This is a genomic window from Thermoflexus sp., assembly GCF_040289485.1.
Classification (GTDB): Bacteria; Chloroflexota; Anaerolineae; order Thermoflexales; family Thermoflexaceae; genus Thermoflexus.
On record NZ_PSLG01000007.1, the window covers coordinates 28,701 to 48,559 of the forward strand.

17 protein-coding genes, 3 tRNA genes and 1 riboswitch are annotated in these 19,859 nt (G+C 71.3%); of the genes, 6 read left to right on the forward strand and 14 right to left on the reverse strand.

What is annotated here, in order from left to right:
* Positions 1-2: 2 nt before the first annotated feature.
* From C4313_RS02195 to C4313_RS02215, 5 genes are all read right to left on the reverse strand, one after another.
* Complete coding sequence (locus C4313_RS02195; protein ID WP_352428242.1) at positions 3-446, reverse strand: DUF8738 domain-containing protein; 444 nt, start codon at positions 444-446, stop codon at positions 3-5.
* Between the two features lie 62 nt (positions 447-508).
* Positions 509-2,218, reverse strand: coding sequence for a helicase HerA domain-containing protein (locus C4313_RS02200; protein ID WP_352428243.1), 1,710 nt, complete (start codon positions 2,216-2,218; stop codon positions 509-511).
* 15 nt (positions 2,219-2,233) lie between these two features.
* Positions 2,234-2,872 carry a hypothetical protein gene (locus C4313_RS02205; RefSeq protein WP_352428244.1) on the reverse strand — a complete coding sequence of 213 codons (639 nt, stop codon included), beginning with the start codon at positions 2,870-2,872 and terminating at the stop codon, positions 2,234-2,236.
* Positions 2,873-2,891: 19 nt separating this feature from the next.
* Positions 2,892-4,061, reverse strand: a complete 1,170-nt coding sequence (locus tag C4313_RS02210; RefSeq protein ID WP_352428245.1) for a DNA double-strand break repair nuclease NurA — start codon at positions 4,059-4,061, stop codon at positions 2,892-2,894.
* 69 nt (positions 4,062-4,130) lie between these two features.
* Positions 4,131-4,343, reverse strand: coding sequence for a hypothetical protein (locus C4313_RS02215; protein WP_352428246.1), 213 nt, complete (start codon positions 4,341-4,343; stop codon positions 4,131-4,133).
* Positions 4,344-4,606: 263 nt separating this feature from the next.
* Positions 4,607-4,758: riboswitch (SAM riboswitch) on the forward strand.
* Between the two features lie 145 nt (positions 4,759-4,903).
* On the opposite strand from C4313_RS02215, the gene C4313_RS02220 reads away from it, so the two are divergent.
* Both C4313_RS02220 and C4313_RS02225 read left to right on the forward strand, forming a co-directional pair.
* Positions 4,904-6,094 (forward strand): methionine adenosyltransferase, encoded by a 1,191-nt coding sequence (locus tag C4313_RS02220; protein WP_352428247.1) that lies wholly within the window; start codon positions 4,904-4,906, stop codon positions 6,092-6,094.
* Between the two features lie 85 nt (positions 6,095-6,179).
* Positions 6,180-8,426, forward strand: a complete 2,247-nt coding sequence (locus C4313_RS02225; protein WP_352428248.1) for a glycosyltransferase family 39 protein — start codon at positions 6,180-6,182, stop codon at positions 8,424-8,426.
* Positions 8,427-8,708: 282 nt separating this feature from the next.
* Here the strand turns inward: C4313_RS02225 and C4313_RS02230 are convergent.
* The 3 genes from C4313_RS02230 to C4313_RS02240 all read right to left on the reverse strand — a co-directional run bounded on the left by C4313_RS02230 (position 8,709) and on the right by C4313_RS02240 (position 8,940).
* A tRNA-Cys gene (locus C4313_RS02230) sits at positions 8,709-8,780 on the reverse strand.
* Between the two features lie 6 nt (positions 8,781-8,786).
* Positions 8,787-8,859: transfer RNA gene (locus C4313_RS02235), tRNA-Gly, on the reverse strand.
* 8 nt (positions 8,860-8,867) lie between these two features.
* Positions 8,868-8,940: transfer RNA gene (locus C4313_RS02240), tRNA-Phe, on the reverse strand.
* A 76-nt stretch (positions 8,941-9,016) separates the two neighbouring features.
* Between C4313_RS02240 and C4313_RS02245 the strand changes: the two genes are divergently transcribed.
* From C4313_RS02245 to C4313_RS02260, 4 genes are read left to right on the forward strand one after another with little or no spacing between them, the layout of a single operon-like run.
* The gene (locus C4313_RS02245) at positions 9,017-10,213 is read left to right on the forward strand and encodes an MFS transporter (RefSeq protein WP_352428249.1); all 1,197 of its coding nucleotides are present in this window, start codon (positions 9,017-9,019) and stop codon (positions 10,211-10,213) included.
* The gene (locus tag C4313_RS02250) at positions 10,210-11,682 is read left to right on the forward strand and encodes a TldD/PmbA family protein (RefSeq protein ID WP_352428250.1); all 1,473 of its coding nucleotides are present in this window, start codon (positions 10,210-10,212) and stop codon (positions 11,680-11,682) included. Before C4313_RS02245 ends, C4313_RS02250 begins: the two co-directional genes overlap by 4 nt.
* A gap of 38 nt (positions 11,683-11,720) precedes the next feature.
* Positions 11,721-13,070 (forward strand): TldD/PmbA family protein, encoded by a 1,350-nt coding sequence (locus tag C4313_RS02255; RefSeq protein WP_352428251.1) that lies wholly within the window; start codon positions 11,721-11,723, stop codon positions 13,068-13,070.
* Positions 13,071-13,086: 16 nt separating this feature from the next.
* Positions 13,087-14,469 (forward strand): DUF3536 domain-containing protein, encoded by a 1,383-nt coding sequence (locus tag C4313_RS02260; RefSeq protein WP_352428252.1) that lies wholly within the window; start codon positions 13,087-13,089, stop codon positions 14,467-14,469.
* Here the strand turns inward: C4313_RS02260 and tsaA are convergent.
* From tsaA to C4313_RS02290, 6 genes are all read right to left on the reverse strand, one after another.
* Positions 14,466-14,906: a tRNA (N6-threonylcarbamoyladenosine(37)-N6)-methyltransferase TrmO gene (tsaA, locus tag C4313_RS02265; RefSeq protein WP_352428253.1), complete on the reverse strand. Its 441-nt coding sequence runs from the start codon at positions 14,904-14,906 to the stop codon at positions 14,466-14,468. The genes C4313_RS02260 and tsaA overlap by 4 nt on opposite strands.
* Before the next feature lie 32 nt (positions 14,907-14,938).
* Positions 14,939-16,336 (reverse strand): MATE family efflux transporter, encoded by a 1,398-nt coding sequence (locus C4313_RS02270; RefSeq protein WP_352428254.1) that lies wholly within the window; start codon positions 16,334-16,336, stop codon positions 14,939-14,941.
* 27 nt (positions 16,337-16,363) lie between these two features.
* Entirely contained in the window at positions 16,364-16,849 is a 486-nt protein-coding gene (locus tag C4313_RS02275) for an SH3 domain-containing protein (protein WP_352428255.1), read from the reverse strand.
* A gap of 72 nt (positions 16,850-16,921) precedes the next feature.
* Positions 16,922-17,878, reverse strand: a complete 957-nt coding sequence (gene corA, locus C4313_RS02280; protein ID WP_352428256.1) for a magnesium/cobalt transporter CorA — start codon at positions 17,876-17,878, stop codon at positions 16,922-16,924.
* Between the two features lie 4 nt (positions 17,879-17,882).
* A complete protein-coding gene (gene ltaE, locus C4313_RS02285; RefSeq protein WP_503012441.1) occupies positions 17,883-18,944 on the reverse strand; it encodes a low-specificity L-threonine aldolase in 1,062 nt (353 codons plus the stop codon).
* A gap of 14 nt (positions 18,945-18,958) precedes the next feature.
* Complete coding sequence (locus C4313_RS02290; protein ID WP_503012439.1) at positions 18,959-19,846, reverse strand: ROK family protein; 888 nt, start codon at positions 19,844-19,846, stop codon at positions 18,959-18,961.
* Between the last annotated feature and the right edge of the window lie 13 nt (positions 19,847-19,859).

The window sequence follows — 19,859 nt, forward strand, 5'->3', positions numbered from 1 at the left end:
GCTCACTGCTCTGGGGCCGCCGGCGGGCGCGCCCGTTCGGGGGGGCAGAGGAAGGGTGGGCCCTCGCGGCCCGCATGGTAGGTGTAGCGCCGCCCCCCGGCCTCCAGGACGATGCGGTAGCCCGGGGTGAGCACCTGAAGATACATCCGCCCGGGCTCGGGGCACCCGAGGCTGCTGTCGGGCCAGGTCACCGCCTGGGCTTCGACCACCCGGATCTCGGCCTCGGACAGGCCCAGGCGGGCAGCCAGGTCGGCCTTCGCGCGGGCTACCAGCGCCTCCACGGTGGCGGGCATCGTCACGCCTCCCGGGGTCGGGGTCGCCGCCGAGCGGGCCGGCGCCGGCAGGGAGGAGAAGCCGGTGAGGGGGGACTCCCGCATCCCGCCCACGATCGGCGCGCACGCCGCCAGCAGCGCCATCCCCCAAAGCATCCACCGGTCTATCCGCATCTGAGAACCTCCCGGACGTCGGTTCGCACCAGAAAGACGTCCGGGGGCAGCGGACGGTTCCCTCAGTCCTCGTCCATCGCCTTCCGATAACGCTCGACCAGCCCCTGGCGCCCGGTCTCCCGCTCCAGCTCCCGGTAGAAGCCCTCGTCGTAGGGCCGGGTCCGCACCACCACGGGCATGGGAACGGCGTGGCCCAGCAGCAGGGCCTGCTGCTTGGTCTCCAGCCGGGCGAGGACCTCTCGGAGCCGGCTCCCGCCCGGGACCCCGGCCAGGGCCGCCCGCACGTCATCCTCGTGGTCCAGTAGGCACAGGACCCGGGTGCCGATCTGGGAGAGGACCTCCCCGTCGATCTGGCTGGGCCGCTGGTCGACGATGAGCAGGGTGACGTTGTATTTGCGCAGCTCCCGGGCGATGGTCCCGAAGACGGTGTGCTCGGCGATCCCGGGCTGCAGGAACTTGTGGGCCTCCTCGATGACGATGACCAGATGGGGGGGCTCTTGGGCGGGGTCGCCCAGCGCCCGCTCCATGCGGCGCACGTATTCCTCATGGATGCGCCGGGTCAGGTAGTTGGCCACCAGCACATAAGCGGCCATGTCGTTTCCGTAGCGGCCGAACTCCAGGACCACGCTCCGGCCGTTCAAAAGGCAGGAGAGGATCTGCCCCACCGCGTCCTCAGCCCCGGGGACCTGGGGGGCCAGGAAGCCGAAGCGATGGAGGAGGCCCAGTTTCCGCTGCAGCGCCCCCAGGGTGCTGCTGGTGATCAGGTCCCGCTCCACCAGTTCGGCCAGCGGATCCGCGCTGCCTTTGTCTCCCTCCGCTCCCTTCTCCAGTTGTCCGTCGGCCTCCAACAGCGTCCGCAGCCAGCCCCGGCCCAGGCGCCGCCGCAGCATATACAGAGCGCCCACCTGGGTCTCGCTCAAGCCGATGACGCCCCGCAACAACTCCACGTCCTCCGGCTCGATCTGGTCGTAGCCGATGCGGACGGCCAGGTCGTAACGGCTGCCGCGCCGGCGGGAGGATTCCTCGTCGAGGGTGGCGATGGTCACGCGGGCGAAGCACCCCGGCAGTTCCTTCAGCCCCTTGACCGCCCCCTCCTCCCCTCGGGCCGTCCATCCGTATTCATTATGCATGTCGAACACCAGGGCCACCGCGGTGTTGTGGGCGATCACCCCGGCCAGCAGCATGCGGGTGAGGAAGGTCTTCCCGGTGCCGCTTTTGCCGAACACCGCCCCGGAGCGCTCGACGAAGCGGTCAAGGTTCAGCGGGATGCGCACGCCGGGCATGTCCAGGGGCTCCCCGATGACGAAGTAGCGATCCTCCCGCTCCCGCGTCCGGGGCCGGAAGACCCGGTCCACCTCCTCCTCGGTGGCCTCGTAGACGGGGGCGAAATGGGCGGGGATGCTCTTGACCGGGCGGGGGACCGGGCTCCCCTCCTCCAGGACCAGCATGGGCTGCACGTGGATCTCGCCGAAGACCCCGATCCCGGCCACCATCTCCCGGATGAAGGGATCGTCGGGGTCGGGGGGCATGCGGGCCAGGCCCGGGTCGGCGCTGGCCAGCCGGATGTCCGTGATCATGCCGAAGAAGCAGCGACGGCCGCCCCGGACCACCACGTAGCGGCCGACGGCCAGCCCCTCGATGGCGATGCGAGGGTCCAGTTTGACGGCCAGCCCCTCCGAGAGGGAGCCCCCGACGACCAGCCCCAACCGGCGGGCCTCCTCGGCTGGGGGGCGAGGGCGCGGCGGCAAGAACGCCTCCAGTTCCTGGTCCATGCGGGAACCTCCGGGTCACATCGCGCCCACGTCCTCCATCGCCGTCCGGAGGCGGCGCAGGACCTGGGCGAGGCGGATGGGCTCCTCGGCCAGCAGCCGCGTCAGTTCCTGGCCGGAGCGGATGAGAAAGTCCCGCCGGGCCGGGGCAGGGTGGGCCGCCGCCGCCTCCCGGAGGGCCGCCGCCAGCACGTCGTCGGAGGCCTCCCGGGCCTCCACCAAGGTGCGGATGAAATCCAGCCGCTCGGTGAAGCGCCGGATCTGCCCCGGGAGGCAGGTGTAGACCGGCTCGAGCAGGGCCGGCGGCTGTTGGGGGATGCCGTAGTAGGTCCCCCGTTCCCGCAGATACCCCAGGGTCAGGACGCCGATCTCCACCGGGATGTTGCGGTTGTCGATCATGTCCCGCTGGACCTCCCCGGGGGGCGCCTCCTGGAGGGCGACGATGCGGGTGAGTTCGTCCCCGTGCAGGACGAGGTCATAGATCACCCCGATGATGGTGGTCTCCCCCCGTGCGGTCTGGACGAAGGCGCCGAAGGCGGGGATGTCCTCGGCGGTCAGCCGGGAACCCACGCGGAAGAAGCGGGCGGTGGCCTCGATCACCCGGCCCACGAAAGCCGACTCCTCCCGGTTCGGTCGGCGATCCCCCACGGTCGCCATCAGAAGCCTCCCGATGCCGTCAGCCGAGCCACTGCTTCTGCTGCGCCTTGGCAGAGACAAGCCGCCGGATCCCCCGGCGGAGCAGTTCCTCCTGGATCATCTCCTCCAGCCGCTGGCGCTCCTCGGAGCGGATGCGGGCCAGTTCGTGGGCCCGGGTGAGCAGATACGGATAGGGCGCCTCCGCCAGGATGCGGCACTGATCCCAGAGGGCCCGGTGCAGCCGGCGCAGGCGCTCGGGGTCCTGGGCCACCCACTCGGGGATCTCCACCCGGGCCACATGGGGGCGCCCGGGGGTTCCCACGTTGAGGTAGAAGAACAGCAGGCGATGCCCCTCCTGGCCCAGGCTGTCGTTGATCGGCCAGGTCTGGGCGAAGAGGGCCGAGCGCTCCCCGGGGGCCAGCAGGCGGGCGAACACCGTCCGGTCCCGGAGCCGGCCGAAGGGATAATCGTCTGGGCCCTCCGGGCGCCCGAGGGCCAGCAGCCGCAGCACCGCGTGGCCGGTGGGGCGGTCGACATAGCCCGCCAGGGACCCGCCGGTCCCTCGGGCGGCCTCCAAGGCCCCCACCGTCCGGCGGAAGAGCTCCCGGTAGCGCTCCGCCGGGAGCGCCGCGAAGGGCTCCCCCCGGGCCAGGGCCCAGGGCAGGAGCAGGCCATCGGCCAGGCCCACGGGGGGGCCGAAGGGGTCGTCGGCGCGGGCCGCCATCGCCGCCGCCAGTTGCTCCAGTTCCTGGATGTCCCGCTCCGCCTCCAGGTCGTTGAGGGCGCGCATCTCGCCCTCTTCCGTGAACAGATCCTCCTCCCGATACCAGAACAGGACGTGGTGCCAGGTCCGGGGCGGCTCGCCGGAGCCGGGACGCATCTCGATCAGGCCGATGTTGACGACGAAGTAGGGCAGCGGGCCGTGGCGGTCGGGGTAGATCTGGGAGCCGTCGGCGGCGATCACCCGGGCGTGGGGCAGCGCGTCTGGCAGGGGGATGCGGGCGGCCAGGGGCTCTCCCCAGGGGATGGCGCCCCGCCATCCCTGGCGCTGGGCCTCCTGGGCCCGGCGCTGCAGTTCTGGGATCGCCTCGGAGAGGCGGTGGAGCAGGTCCAGGGCGTAGGCGAGGGTGGGCGGATGTTCGCCCGGTTGCTCCCCGGCATAGGCGGCCAGGGCCTGCACATATGGTCTCACCTGCCGCCAGTCCAGCATCCGTTCGGCTCCCGTGGGCGTCTTCGTCCTTTTCATTATAGACCATAGACCGGCTGGGGGAGGCTGGCGTCACCGTCGGGGGTCCGGCTCCCTGGCCCGGAAGGCCTCCAGTTCCTCTGCCTGCTCGGGGTTGAGGGCGCGGGCCAGCCGGAGGAGGGCCTCGAGGCCTTCCGGCGAGACCCGGAAGACGGTCCCGTGGCGGAGGCGGAGGAACTCGAAGTGCTCCCGGGCCCGGGGGATCTGGCGGATCCAGAAGAGGGGGATGGGCTCGTGGAGCCCCACGGCGGGGGCGGGGGCCAGGTCGAAGGTGTTGCCGGGGCCGCCCGCTTCCTCGGCGTAGCCGTCGGAGGCCAGGCGGGCAAAGCCGACGACGCCCTCACCTGGCGGCGTTGGCCACCACCCACCACGCCTGAGGCCGATGGGCCGTCATGGCGCTGCCGTCTGAGGAACATGATAGCGCCGGCGGGCCGACTTGGAGTTCCCAGTTGACAGCCCCCCGTCTTGTGGTAAGATAAGCACAAAGCGGACAATTGAATAGAGCGCGGCACTCATCGAGAGAGGCGGAGGGACCCGGCCCGACGAAGCCTCGGCAACCTCCCGTCGCGCATCAGGGCCGCTCGGGGAGCACGCCGCCCCCCGGGCGGAGCGCGCGGGGCTGGTGCCAAGTCCGGCAGACGGTTCGTCTGGGAGATGAGGTGGCCCGCAGCGGCGACGTGCCTCTTCTTCCCAGAAGAGGCTTTTGTTTTGCCCCGCCCCTCCTCCCGGAGGGGTGTTTTTATGGGCAGGCGTGGGAGGCTGGGGCGAAGCCCTGGCCTGTCCGAACATCTCAAGGGAGGATGGCGATGCGCAATATCGTGGTTTCCGAGGCCGGCGGCCCTTACATCGAGGACCTTCCGGTGGAGATCGTCGAGCGGAAGGGGATCGGACATCCCGACAGCCTGTGCGACGGCATCGCCGAGCGGATCAGCCGCGAATACACCCGGTGGTGCGAGGAGCACCTCGGCGGCGCCCTCCACCACAACTTCGACAAGGTCCAGTTGGTGGCCGGCGAGATCTCCGTGCGCTTCGGCGGCGGGGAGCTGCTGAAGCCCATCCGCATCCAGATCGCCGGCCGGGGGACGCCCTTCTACAACGGGCAGGCCATCCCCATGGAGACCATCGCCATCGAGGCCGCCCGGGCCTACCTGCGGGAGACGATGCGCTACCTCGACCCGGTCAAGCACGTGATCATCGACTGCTTCGCCGGGCGCGGCGCCAGCGAGCTGATCGACATCGTCCATCAGGTCACCGCCAACGACACCAGTTTCGGCGTCGCCCACTGGCCCCGCAGCGGCCTGGAGGAGGCCGTCTACCAGGCGGCTCAGTATCTGAACTACGAACTGATCAGCCAGTTCCCCATCGGCGAAGATGTCAAAGTGATGGGGCTGCGCCAGGGGAACCACGTCATCCTCACGGTGGCCGTCCCCTTCATCGCCACCCGGGTCCGTGATGCCGCCGAATACGAGGAGGCCAAGCGCGGCGTCCAGGAGGCCCTCCAGCGGTTCGTGGCTGGCCTGCCGACCCTGGCCGGGCGGACGGTGCGGGTGGACGTGAACACGGCCGATCACGCCAAGCGGGGGGATTTCTACCTCACCCTCACCGGCACCAGCGCCGAGATGGGGGATGACGGGGCCGTGGGCCGGGGGAACCGCATCACCGGGCTGATCACCCCCTTCCGCTCCTCCAGCCTGGAGGCGGCGGCCGGGAAGAACCCGATCTCCCACGTGGGCAAGGTCTACAACGTGCTCGCCCTGGAGATCGCCCGGGACATCGTCGCCCGCCTCCCGGAGGTCCAGGAGGCCACGGTTTACCTGCTCTCCCAGATCGGGAAGCCGCTGGACCAGCCCCTTATCGCCAACGCCGCCATCCGCGTCCGCTCCGGCCGTCTCACCCCCGGGCTCCAGGAGGCGGTCCGCGCCATCGTCGACGAGCACCTCTCCAACATCCACCAGGTGCGCCGCAAGATCATCGCCGGGGAAGTCGCCCTGTTCTGATCGGACGGGGAGCGGCGGCGGCCGGGGTTCGGGGCGGGGCGATGCCGCGCCCCGGGGCCTCCTCGGTTGGCGGGAGGGTCGGCGGATGGCGAAGGGACGGGGGGGCGGGCGGTGGGGGGTGATGATCGGGGTCCTCCTGCTGGCGGCCCTGCTCCGCTGGACGGACCTGCCTCATCTCCCCTATGGACTGTGGTATGATGAGGCCTATTACGGCCTCGACGCCCTGGGGGTGCTGGGCGGGCGCCTGGCCGTGTTCTTTCCCGAGAACAACGGCCGCGAGCCCTTGTTCATCTACCTGGTGGCCGGCGCCATCGCCGTGCTGGGCCCCACCCCATACGCCCTGCGCCTCACGGCCAGCATGGTCGGCCTCCTGGCGGTGGCCGCCACCATGCGGATGGCCTGGACCCTCAGCCGGCGATGGGCCGTTGGGGCGCTGGCAGGGGCCCTGATGGCCTTCCTGCTCTGGCCGCTCCACCTCAGCCGGGTGGGGTTCCGGGCGGGCCTGTTCCCCCTGGCCACCGCCCTGCTCCTCCACGCCCTCGCCCGGGCGGTCCGCAGCGGGCGTCCGCGGGATTGGGGGATCGCCGGCCTGGTGTGGGGAGGCGGTTTCTACACCTATCTCGCTGCCCGCATGACGGTGATCCCCCTGGCGGTGGCCGGGGCGGTGAGATGGCGGCGGCAACCGGGGCAGTTCCCCCGGCCGGCCGTGGCCGCTTTTCTGGGGTGCGCCTTCCTCACGCTCCTCCCCCTGGGGCTTTTCTTCGCACGCCACCCGGACCATTTCGCCCTGCGCGGGGCACAGACGGCGGCCTTCACCGGCCAACGTCCCTTCCTGGCCGTGGCTGGGGAGCAGGCCGTGAAGGTCTTGGGGATGTTCTTCGTGCGGGGCGACGAGCAGCCGCGTCACAACACCGGCCGCCGGCCGGTCTTCGATCCCCTGCTGGCCCTGGCCTTTGGGGTGGGGGGCTGGCGGGCGGCCCGCGAGGCCCCCTTCACCGTCTTTTGGCTCGGCGCTATGCTTCTTCCCACGTTCCTCTCCACGGAGGCGCCCCATTATCTGCGGGCCAGCGGGGCGTTGCCGGTGGCCGTCTTCTGGGCGGCCCTCGGCCTCTGGACGGCGGCGGAGGGCTTCGCCCGGCGGCTCCGGCGGCCCTGGGGGGTGTCCCTTCTTCTGGCCGCCGGGTTGGGCCTCAGTTTCCCCTGGCACAGCGTGGCTTACTTCGACCCAGCGTGGTGGGGCCGGGCGGAGGTGTGGGGGGCCTTCTCCCTCGATTCCTGGGAGGTGGCCCGGGAGGTCCGGCGCTTTCTGGAGACCCATCCCTCCGGCACGGTGATCCTCTCGGAGCGCTTATGGGCAGGGCGGGCGGAGATGGTGTTCCTCCTGTCCGACCGGACTCGCGTCCAGGTCCACCGGGTGGAGGAGGAGCCGCCGGCCCCTCCGCCGCCGCCGGCTCTGGTCGTCGGCTGGCAGCATGAGGCCCCGGAGCGATGGCGCCGCTGGCTCCCCCGCGATGCTGTGCTCTCCCTAGAGGTCCCGCCGCCCTGGCCCGGCGAGGGGCGTCCACGCTATTTCCTGATGGTGGCAGATCCCCCTGGGGATCTTCGCACCAACCTGGAGGCAGCCTTCGAGGACGGCATCCTTCTGCGGGGGGGGATCGCGCGCGTCGCGGGGCGCCGGATCACGGTCACCCTGGACTGGGAGGCGGCGGCCCCGCCGTCGCGGGATTACAGCGTGTTCGTCCATGTATATCGCCGCCCGGAGGGGGAGCGCTGGCCCCCGGCCGCCCCGCCCATCGCCCAGCACGACGGTGGCCCGGCCGGCGGGTGGTACAACACCCATCTCTGGCGGCCCGGCGATCGCCTGCGGGAGTCCCGTGTCCTGGTGCTGCCGGAGGAGATCCCGGCGGCCGACCTGGCCGTATGGGTGGGGGTGTATCGCTGGGAGGACGGCCGGCGGCTGCGGCTCCGGACGGGCGGGGAGGCTGTGCGCCTCCCGGTGGCGCCCGCGGAGGATCCCACCTCGGGGACCGGGGGAAGGCGCCTAGTCCACGAAACGCTGCAGGTGCTCGCGGGCGAAGAAGGTCACGGCGACGTCCAACCACTCCAGATAGCGGGAGAAGTGATCCACATCCAGGGCGTCGCCGAAGGGATAGACCGTCTTCACCCACAGGTCCCCGTCGGGGTCCACGGCCAGTTGGGCCAGGTTGTATTCGTGGTTGAGGCGGTTGAGGGCCTGGAGGCTCTCTGGGGCGAGGTTCTGGGATCCCTTCCCGCCGAGGACCACAATGATCATCACCCGATTGATCCTAGGCAGGTAGTGGACATCGTGTAGGTGGATCGGATGTGCACAAGAGAGGCGGCTGGCGATCAACACCACGTCGTCCTCGTCCTGCCGCCGGACGATCTCCCAACCCCGCTGCTCCAGCGCCCGGGCAAGGTCCTCGATGAAGGCCCTCGCATCATCCCGCTCCGGGATATAGGCGGTCTCCGCCACGGCATCCTCCTGGGTTCGGGCTCGGGGGGAAGCCGATTGAACAAGAAAATGGGTTGCGCCTCACAAACAAACCCGGGCGGCCGTCAGGGCCGCCCGGGTGGCTCGGGGTCCCCATTTAGGAGGCGGCGGTGGGAATCGAACCCACGTCCGGGGTTTTGCAGACCCCTGCCTGGGCCACTCGGCTACGCCGCCATGAGAAGCGGGCGACGGGACTCGAACCCGCGGCCTCCTCCATGGCAGGGAGGCGCTCTACCGCCTGAGCTACGCCCGCGTCCCACATGCCGAGAGGCGGAGTCGAACCGCCGACCCCCCGGTTTTCAGCCGGGTGCTCTACCCACTGAGCTATCTCGGCGCCGCATTTTATATGTAACATGGCCGGGGGCGGTTTGTCAAGCCGCACCCCCCAGCCGAATTCCGGAGATCGCTCGATGGCGCCACCCCATCCCGCCCGACGAATGGTCCGCCTGCTGCTGCTCTCCGAGATCCTTTGGGCCCTTGGGGAGGGCCTCTTTTTCTACTTCCTGCCGGTCTACATCCAGGAACTGGGGGCTGCCCCCGTCCAGATCGGTCTGGCCATCGGGGCCGCCGAGATCGCCCTGACCGTGACCTATCTCCCGATGGGCTGGCTGGCCGATCGAATGCCCCACAAGCCACTGATGCTGGGCGGCTGGTTCGCGGGGACGCTGGGCGCCGTCGCGATGGCCGCCGCTCGCGATTGGCCCGCCCTGGTCCCCGGCCTCACGTTGTATCTGCTCTCCGGCTACTGCCTGCCCATCATCCACGCCTACGTGGCCCGCATGGCCGGCCCCATCCCCCTGGAGCGCGTCCTTCCTCTCCTCAACGCCGCCTATGCCCTGGGTGGGATTTTCCCGCCGATCCTGGGCGGCTGGCTGGCGCAGCGCCTCGGGATGCGGACGGTGCTGCGGATCAGCGCGGCCTTTTTCATCCTTTCCACTGTAGCCGCCCTCTTGCTCCCCGCGGATCCGCGGCCGCCCCGCCCGACGGCCCGTTCCCTCTCCTTGGGGCAGGGGATCCCGTGGCGCTTCGGGCTCGCCCTGCTGCTGGTGTTCACCGTCGGCCAGACCGGCTTCGTCCTCCTGCCCAACTTCCTGGAAGGGCCCGGCGGATGGTCCCGGGCCCACCTCGGCCTCTTCGCCGCCCTCCAGGCCTTGGGGGGCATGCTGCTCGGGCCTCTCCTGGGCCGCTGGGATGAGGGTCGGGTCTACCCCATCGGGATGGTGGCCGCATGGGGGCTGGCGGGGCTCGGGCTGGGGCTGCTGGCCACGGACGCCCGGCGCTGGGAGACCACAGGCCCGGCCATGCTGCTGGCCGGGGGGGCTTACGCCGCTTACGCCCTGGCCGCCGCCCGCGTCCTCCGCATGACCCCCACCGGGGCCCAGGCCACGGCCGCAGCCCTGGCCCACACCGCCCGTAGCCTCGCCATGGCCCTGGCCGCGCCCCTGGCCGGTGCCCTCTTCGCGGCGGACCCCCGGCGTCCGCTGCAGGTGGCATGCCTCCTGCTACCCCCTGCCCTGGGCCTGGCGGCCTGGGCCGGCCGCCTTCCCGCCACCAGTGCTATAATTCCGCCGGTCCGCCCGCCAGATCCCTGGGGAGGTCGGTCGTGAACGAGGTGATCGAGCGCGCGCTGAACGTCGCCCAACTGCGGGGGGCCACCTACGCCGACGTCCGGGTGGTCCACCGGGTCGAGCAGGCCCTCCTGGTGCGCAACGGTGTCGTGCAGGGCATCAGCCAGATCGAGGACATGGGCTTCGGGGTGCGGGTCATCGCCGACGGGGCCTGGGGTTTCGCCTCCAGCGCCCGGCTGACCGTCGCGGAGGCCGAGCGGGTGGCCGCCCAGGCGGTGGCCATCGCCCGTGCCAGCGCCCTCTTCAAGAAGGCCGACGTGGACATCGGCCCCCCCGTGGTCCAACGGGGAACCTACCGCACCCCCATCCAGGTAGATCCCTTCGCCGTTCCCCTGGAGAAGAAACTGGAGGTCCTCATGGCCGCCGACGCCGCCATGCGGGCGGTGCGGGGGATCGCGGCCACGGAGGCGGAGATGGTCTTCATCCGCGAGCGCAAGACCTTCGCCAGCACCGAGGGCTCGTGGATCGAGCAGGAGATCGTCGAGTCCGGCTGCGGCATCGAGGCCTTGGCCGTCGGCCCCGACGAGGTCCAGCGCCGCTCGTATCCGAACTCGGTGGGCCGCCACCAGATGACGCGGGGGTGGGAGTTCATCGAGGAGTGCGACCTGCCCGGGAACGCCCCCCGCATCGCCGAGGAGGCGGTGGCCCTGCTGTCCGCTGACCCGTGCCCGGAGGCCGTCACCACGGTGATCCTGGGGGGCTCCCAGGTGGCCCTCCAGATCCACGAGTCGTGCGGTCACCCCATCGAACTGGACCGCGTCTTCGGGACGGAGGCCGCCTACGCGGGGACCTCTTTCCTCACCCCGGAGAAACTGGGGGCTTTCCGCTATGGTTCGGAGGTGGTGAACATCACCGCCGACGCCACCCTCCCCGGCGGCCTGGGGACCTTCGGCTGGGACGACGAGGGGGTGCCGGCGCAGCGGGTGGACATCGTGAAAGAAGGCCGCTTCGTCGGCTATATGACCTCGCGGGAGACGGCGCGGCAGTTGCTGCGGCTTTTGGGCCCCTCCCCTTACGTGACCGGTCTCTCCAACGGGACCATGCGGGCCTCCGGCTGGAACCGCATCCCCCTGATCCGCATGACCAACGTCAACCTGCTGCCGGGGACGTGGCGCCTGGAGGACCTGATCGCCGACACCGACGAGGGGATCTTCATGGACACCAACCGCTCCTGGAGCATCGACGACAAACGCCTCAACTTCCAGTTCGGATGTGAGATCGCCTGGGAGATCAAGGGTGGGAAGCTGACCCGGATGCTCAAGAACCCCATCTACACCGGGATCACTCCCGAGTTCTGGCGGTCCTGCGACGCGGTCTGCAACGCCGACCACTGGGTGATCTGGGGGACACCGAACTGCGGCAAGGGGCAGCCGCCGCAACTGGCCCACACCGGCCACGGAGCGGCCCCGGCCCGCTTCCGGAACGTCCGGGTGTTCAGCACGAGGTGACCGCCGCCGGCGGGAGATCCCTTCCCAGGAGCGAGCCGATGCTGGGCGAGAAACAGATCCGCGAGATCCTGGAGCAGGCCCTGCGAGCCTCCCCCGCCGATGAAACGGAACTGGTGCTGGAGGCCCGGGACAGCGCCCTCACCCGCTTTGCCAACAACACCATCCACCAGAACGTGGCCGAGGTCAACACCGAGGTCGCTGTCCGTGTAGTGGTGGGCCGTCGGATCGGCTCAGCGATCACCAACCGGCTGTCGGCCGAGGACCTGCGGCGGGCCGTCGAGGAGGCCGTGGCCCTGGCCCGGCTGCAGCCAGAGAACGCGGAGTTCCCCGGGCTGCCGGAGCCGCAGCCGATCCCCCCGGCCGCGGCCTTTGACGAGGCGGCCGCCGGGGCCACCCCGGAGTGGCGGGCGCGGGCGGTGGGAGCGGTCTGTCGGCTGGCCGAGGGCCATGGGCTCAACGCCGCCGGGGCCCTCTCCACCGGCCTCTACGAGGTGGCCGTGGCCAACTCTAAGGGCGTCTTCGCTTACCACGCCGGCACCGAAGCCCATTTCACAACTGTCGTGATGGGGGAAGAGGGCTCGGGCTATGCCCATCGGGCCGCCTGGCGTCTGGAGGATCTGGACGTGGAGGCTCTGGGCCGCTCCGCCATCGACAAGGCCCTCCGGATCCGGAACCCGCGGCCCATCCCGCCCGGGGTGTATCCGGTGGTCCTGGAGCCCTACGCCGTCGAGGACATCCTCTCCTGGCTCGGATATGCCGGCGCCGGGGCCCTGGCCGTCCAGGAGGGTCGCTCCTGGATGAACGACCGCATCGGCCGGCCGGTGATGTCTCCCCTGGTCACCATCTGGGACGACGGGCGGGATCCTCGGGGGCTGCCCCTGCCCTTCGATTTCGAGGGCGTCCCCCGGCAGCGGGTGGTGATCGTCGAGCGGGGCGTCCCCCAGGGGCCGGTCTACGACACCATCACCGCCGCTCGGGAGGGCCGCCCCTCGACCGGGCACGCCCTGCCCCGGGCCCGCCCCCAAACCGCCAGCCTGGGCCCCCTTCCCCTGCACCTCTTCATGGCGCCGGGCGAGGCCACCCTGGAGGAGATGATCCAGCAGGTGGACCGGGGGCTCTACATCACGCGGTTCTGGTATACCCGGCTGGTCCACCCCCGGGATTGCGTGTTGACCGGGATGACGCGGGACGGGGTCTTCTGGATCGAGGGTGGGGAGATCGCCTACCCGGTGCGCAATCTCCGCTTCACCCAAGGCTACGTTCCGGCCCTGGCCGGGGTGCGGGCGGTGGGAAGGGAGCGCTGGCGCCTCTCCGAGGGCTTCGGGTGCGTGGTGGCCCCCGCGTTGCTGCTGGAGGCCTTCACCTTCACCGGCGTCACCGAGTTCTGAGCCCGGAGGGCCGTCCGTGGAGGACACCCGGCCCTGGCTGGCCGTCCACGGCCACTTCTACCAGCCCCCCCGGGAGGACCCCTGGACCGGAGAGATCCCGCCGGAGCCCGGCGCGGAGCCCTACGCCAACTTCAACGAGAAGATCACAGCAGAGTGCTACCGGCCCCTCGCCGAGCGTTCCCTGTTCGAGGCGATCAGTTTCAACGTCGGCCCGACCCTCATCGCCTGGCTGGCCCGCCATGATCCCGAGACGTATCGGCGGATCGTGGCCGCAGACCGCATCGGTGCGACCCGGGGGGTGGGGCCCGCGCTGGCCCAATCGGCCCATCACACCATCCTGCCCCTGGCCCGCCGTCGGGATCGGATCACCCAGGTCTACTGGGGGATCCAGTCCTTCCAGCACTGCTTCGGCCGCCACCCCCGCGGGATCTGGCTGCCGGAGATGGCCGTGGACCTGGCCACGCTGGAGGTGCTGGCGGAGGCGGGGCTGACCTTCACCATCCTCTCCTCTGAGCAGGTGCGCGGAGACCTCTCCCGCGGGGCCGGGCCCTACCGGGTCCGCCTGGAGGCCAACGCCTACTTCACCGTCTTCGTCCGCGACCGGGACCTCTCCAACCAGGTGGCCTTCTCCCTGCCGGACTTGAGGCCGGCGGATCGGTGGGCGGCGGCGGCCCTGCGGGGGCGTCGCCACCTGACCCTGCTGGCGATGGACGGGGAGACCTTCGGCCACCACCACCGGGAGGGGGTGGCCTTCCTCGAACGCCTGGTGCGCCCCCCGGACGCAGCCTACCGGGTCACCACCCTGGCCGACTACCTCCGCGAGCATCCCCCGATGGAGGAGGTGGAGATCCTCCAGAACACGGCGTGGAGCTGCCCCCACGGGCTGGCCCGCTGGAGCACGGGATGCGCCTGCACGCCCGGGGACGCGCGCTGGAAGGCCATCCTGCGAGCGGCCATGGACCTGCTGGCCGAGGAGATCGACGCCGCTTACCTGGACCTCGCCCACGGTCGGGTCCAGGACCCGTGGCGGCTGCGGGACGAATACATCCACGTCGTGCTGGGGACGGCCGATGCCCCCTCGCTGCTGCGGGAGTTCGCCGATCGCCCCCTCTCCGGGGAGGTGGAGCGGCGGCTGCTGCTGGCCCTACAGGCCCAGGTGCACCGGCAGCGGATGTTCGCCAGCTGCGGCTGGTTCTTCGAGGATCTGGACCGCCTGGAGCCTCGCTTGGTGATCCGGCAAGCCGCCCGGGCCATCGAGTGCACGCAGGAGGCAGCCGGGGTGGATCTCGCCACTGGGTTCCGGCGGGCCCTGGCCCTGGCCCGGAGCGCCCGCACCGGTCGGACCGGCGCGCAGATCTTCGACGAGATCTGGGCGGCCCGGCCCGCTGCCCGCCGTTAGCCGTCCCGCCCCCCGGCCTGCGGGGGCGCCATGTCCGGCGGACGGTCCAAGTCCGAGGCGATCTTGAGATCCAGGATGGGGGAGCCGTCCAGGGCGTCCAGGCCCCGCACTCGGACGATGTTCCCTTCGATGGCCAGGACGCGGACGCCGGTCAGGCCGATGGGGTTGGGGCGGTATTGGGAGCGGGTGGCGAAAACCCCCTTCATCGGCTGGGTGGGGTCCCCACGGGGGTGCACCTTCAGCCGGGGCTCCGTCACCCGGTCCAGGACATAGAGCACCATCAGGACGTCCCCCGGCCGCAGCCCCTCCAGCCCCTCGACGAGCTCGGGGTCGATCACCAGTTCGCTCTCCTCCTCACGCATGACGTCCGCCGCCGTCCCCTCGGTGAAGCGGCTGCGCACCTGGCCGATGGCCCGGAAAGTCCATTCCCGCCGCATCGTCCCCTCATCTTCACTGTTTTCGGGGAAAGTCAAAGGCGGATCCGCTGCCAGGCACCGCTCCGGAAGCGCCGGCCGAAGAGGAAGGCCCGGACCGCGAAGTCGGCCAGCATCCCCAACCAGGCCCCCGGCAGGCCCCAGCCCAGGCTGTGGGCGAAAAGGGCGGCCACAGGAAGCCGCACGATCCAGATCGAGACGGCGGTGACCAGCAAGGTGTAGCGCGTGTCCCCGGCCCCCCGCAACGCCCCGGAGAACACAAAACTGAGGGCCATCGCCGGCTGGATCAGGGCGGCGATACGCAGGGCGGCGGCTCCCTGGGCGATAACCGCTGGGTCCTCCGTGAACAGGTCCACCAGCCAGGGCCCGCCCAGGGCCAGGGCCACCCCCATGGTCCCCATCAGGGCCAGCGCCATCGCCGCGGCGACGAGGGTGGCGCGCCGCCCGGCCTCCGGCTGGCGCGCCCCCAGGGCCTGACCGGTCAGGGTGGAGGCGGCCACCGCGAATCCCCACCCCGGCAGGAAGGAGAGGGACATCACCCGCAGCCCGATCTGATGGGCGGCGTAGGCCGCGGTGCCCAGGCCGGTGATCACGCCGGTCATGTTGAGGAGGGCCAGTTGCAAGAGCAACTGCTCGGCGCCGGCCGGCATGCCCACCCGCAGGATCCGCGCCAGCAGGTCCCGGTCCACCCACGGCTGCTGGCGGGGCAGGGCGAGGCGTCCGGATCCCCGCCACAGCCGGAAGAACACCAGCGCCGCCCCGAGGGTCCGGGCGCCGGCGGCCGCCGCCCCCAGCCCCACGACCCCCAGGCGGAAGGGGCTCAAGGGCCCGCTCAGGGCCCACGCCAGGAGGGCGTTGGTCACCACCACGACGGCCCAGATCCGCATTGGGGTCAGGGTGTCGCCCGCCCCCCGCAGCGCTGCATTGCCCACGAACAGGAAGGCCATGGCGGGGAAGGAGAGGGCGACACTTTGCAGATAGGCCATGGCCACGGCCCGGACCGCCGGCTCCGCCCCCAGGGCGGCGAAGAGCCACGGCCCGCTGAGGAGGGCAAAGGCCATCCCCCCCACCCCCAGGAGCAGGGCGCCCTCCAGGGCCTGGTAGGTGATCCGCCCCGCCGCCTCCGGATCCCGGGCCCCCACCGCGCGAGCCACCAGGGCAGTGGCCCCGACGCCCAGGGCGCCGAAGAAGGCCGCCACCAGGTTGAGCAACTGGCCGCCGAGCCCCACGGCGGCCAGGGCCGCGGTGCCCAGGTGCCCGGCCAGATAGGCGTCCGTCCAGTCCACCCCGATGTTCAGCAGCTGCTCCACCACCGCCGGCCCGGCCAGCGCCGCGACGGTCCGCGCGGTGGCACGCCACGGGGCCACCGGGACGCGGGCCGGCAGGGCAATCCCCCACGCACTGGGGGACCGCAGGCTTCGCCGGTGCGGCATAGGGCTTCCTCCTGTTTCGCGCGAGGCTCACGGGCCGTAGGACGGTGTCAAATAGGTGCCGGCGGCCCAGCCCCGCTCCCCGGTCTGGGGATCCTCCAGTTGCCACCAGGCCAGCCCGTCGGCCTCCTCCGGACCGCCGACCACCCGCAGCACCGCCCCCTCGGGGAGGAAGCGGATCCGCTCCGCCTGCCGGCCCGGCCCGCGGCGGAAACTCAATCCCTGCTCCCCCGCCCCAGTGACCTTCACGAAGATCCCCACATGGATGGAGGCGGGTAGGGTGGGTGTGGGGGTGGGCGCCGGGGTCGCTGTGGGGCGTGGCATCGGCGTCCAGGTCGGGCGCGGGGTGGGCGTGGGGGGAGCCCTCAGGGCCCCGGCGACGGCGCGCTGCAGTTGCCAGAGGCCGGCCCCGCACAGCAGGAGGGCGACGGCCAGAACGCCCAACAGCCACAACCACTCGGAGGGCTCCAGTTCGCCCTCCCCCGGCCGCGGTCGCACACGGATCGTCCGTCCCATCCCAGGCCCTCAGGAGGCAGAGGTCCCCTTTATTCTACAGAGAGGAGGTCAGGGGTGCCCGGGTGGGTCGCCCTACAGCCAGCCGCGGCGGCGGAAGAAGAGGATCAGCCCCCCGCTGATCAGGCCCATCAGGCCGAGGGCGAAGGGATACCCCCACGGCTGTTCCAGTTCCGGCATATACCGGAAGTTCATTCCGTAGATCCCCGCCACCAGGGCGTCGGCCATCAGGACGATGGAGGCGATGGTGAGGACCTTGACGATCTCGTTCAGCCGGTTGGACTGCAGGGAAAGGTAGCTCTCCAGGGCTCCCGAGAGCATGTCCCGGTAGAGGTCGATGCTCTCGGTCAGCCGCACCAGGCGGTCGTAGAGGTCCTGGAAATATGCCATGTCCTCCGGCCTAAAGATGGGGAGCTCCCGCCGCAACAGCAGGTTGATGACCTCCCGCTCCGGGGCCACCACCCGCCGCAGCTCCAGCAGCACCTTGCGCAGCCGGAAGAGGTCCTCCACCAGCCGGCCGTCGCCCCCTCGGAAAAGCCGTTCCTCCAGTTCCTCCGCCGCCTCGGCGATCCGGTCCAGGACAGGGAAGTAGCCGTCGACGACGGCGTCCAGGAGGGCGTAGACCACCTCGCCGGGGCGGGGCGGCCCGTCGGCGGCCTGGGCCTGCCAGCGGGCGAGGGCCGCCTCCACCTCCGGGATGGCCTCGGGACGCACGGTGACCACCGCCCGGGGGCTGACGAACAGGTGCAACGGCCGCAGTTGCAGGCCCACCTTCGCATCGAGGGCGACCGCATAGAACACCAAGAAGTAGTGGTCGGCATAAGCGTCCAGCTTGGGCCGCTCCCGCGCCCGGAAGGCGTCCTCCAGCGCCAGGGGGTGGAAGCCGAAGGCCTCCCGGAGCAGCGCTTTCTCCGCCTCCCCCGGCCCGCAGAGGTCCAGCCAGAGGAAGCCCTCGGGGCGTTCGCGCCAGGCCCGCAGCGCTTCCCCGGACGAGGCTCCCGCCTCCGGCGGCCAGATCCGCGTCAGCGTCATGGCCCTACCTCCGCCCCAGAGCCTCCCCGACCACGGCGGCAACGGCCCGCAGGGCGTGGTCGATGTCCGCGTCGTCGATCCAGTAGTGGGTGACGGCGCGGAAGCGGCGGGGGCCCCAGCGCAGCATCCGCACCCGGCGGACGGCCAAGGCCTCGAGAAAGGCGGCCTCGTCCAGAGGGATCCGCGGGTCCAGCTCGAAGATCACGATGTTGGTCTGCACGCGGTGGACCTCGATGCGCACGCCGGGGATCTCCGCCAGCCCCTCCGCCAGGCGCCGCGCCCGCCGGTGGTCCTCCGCCAGGCGGTCCACCATGGTCTCCAGGGCCACCAACCCCGCCGCCGCCAGCACCCCCGCCTGGCGCATCCCGCCGCCCACCATCTTGCGGACCCGCCGGGCCTCTCGGATGAAGTCGGCGGGGCCGCAGATCAGGGAGCCCACCGGGGCACACAGCCCCTTGCTCAGACAGAAGGTGACCGTGTCGGCGAAGCGGGCCAGCTCGGCCGCTGGGACCCCCAGGGCGACGGCGGCGTTGAAGATACGGGCGCCGTCGATGTGCACGGCCAGGCCGTGGCGGTCGGCCAGGGCCTGGACTTGGGCGAGATACGCCGGGGGGAGGGCTGCCCCCATGCACCGGTTGTGGGTGTTCTCCAGGGCGATCAGGCGGGTGCGCGGGTGGTGGATGTCCTCGGACCGGATGGCCGCCGCGATGTCCTCCAGGCGGAGGGTGCCGTCCGGCTGGTTGGGGACCGGCCGGGGGTGGATGCCTCCCAGGGCGGCCATGCCCCCAACCTCGGAGAGGAAGGTGTGGGACTGGTCCCCCACGATGACCTCGTCGCCGCGGCCGCAGTGGGTGAGCAGGGAGACCAGGTTGGCCATCGTCCCGCTGGCCACGAAGAGGGCGGCTGCCTTCCCCATGCGCGCCGCGGCCGCCTCCTCCAGCCGCCGCACCGTGGGGTCCTCCTCGAAGACATCATCTCCCACCTCCGCCCGGGCCATGGCCTCTCGCATGGCCGGCGTCGGGTGGGTCACCGTGTCGCTGCGCAGGTCGATCCATCCGTTGAGCATGGCCGCACCTGTCCTCACGTGTCCTCTGCAACCCCCATCGCCAAGGCCAGGGCCCCCAGCAGGCCGGACCGTTCCCCCAGGGCCGGCGGCACGATGTATCCCTCTAGGTCCCCGGCCAGGGCAGGCGCCCACAAGTATTCTCCCAACCGCTCCTGCACCCGGCGGCGGACCATCCCGTAAAGCGGCGGGAACCGGAAGACCCCGCCGCCCAGGATCACCCGCTGGGGCACCAAGGTGAGGATGAGGTTGACCAGGCCGAGGGCCACGTATTCGGCCTCTAGCGCCCACCCCGGGTGATCCGGCGGCCAAGTCTCAGGCGGCTGGCTCCACCGGGCGGCCATGGCCGGCCCCGAGGCCAGCCCCTCCCAGCAGTCCCCATGATATGGGCAGAGGCCGGGGAAAGGGTCTCGCTCCCGATCCCGAGGGATGCGCAGATGGCCCATCTCGGGATGGAGGAGGCCCCGGAGCCGGCGGCCGTGGATCACCGCTCCGCCCCCGATGCCGGTGCCCACGGTGACGTAGATGAAAGTGTGCAGCCCCTGGGCTGCCCCCCAGCGCCCCTCTCCCAGGGCGGCGGCGTTGACATCGGTGTCCAGGGCCACCGGGATCCCCAGGGCCTCCTGGAAGATCCGCAATAGGGGGACGCCGGACCAGCCCGGCTTCGGCGTGGTAGTCACGGTCCCGAAGGCCGGGGAGGCTGGATCCAGGTCGAGGGGGCCGAAGGATCCGATGCCGAGGGCCCGCAGACGCCCTCGGAACCGCTCGAAGAAGGCCAGGGCGCGGCCCAGGGTCTCCACCGGCGTCGTCGTGAGGATCCGTACCATCTCGTGCAGGTCGTCCGGGCCGGTGCCCACCGCGCACAGGAACTTGGTGCCTCCTGCTTCCATCGCCCCGAACAGCACGGCCGGTCCTCTC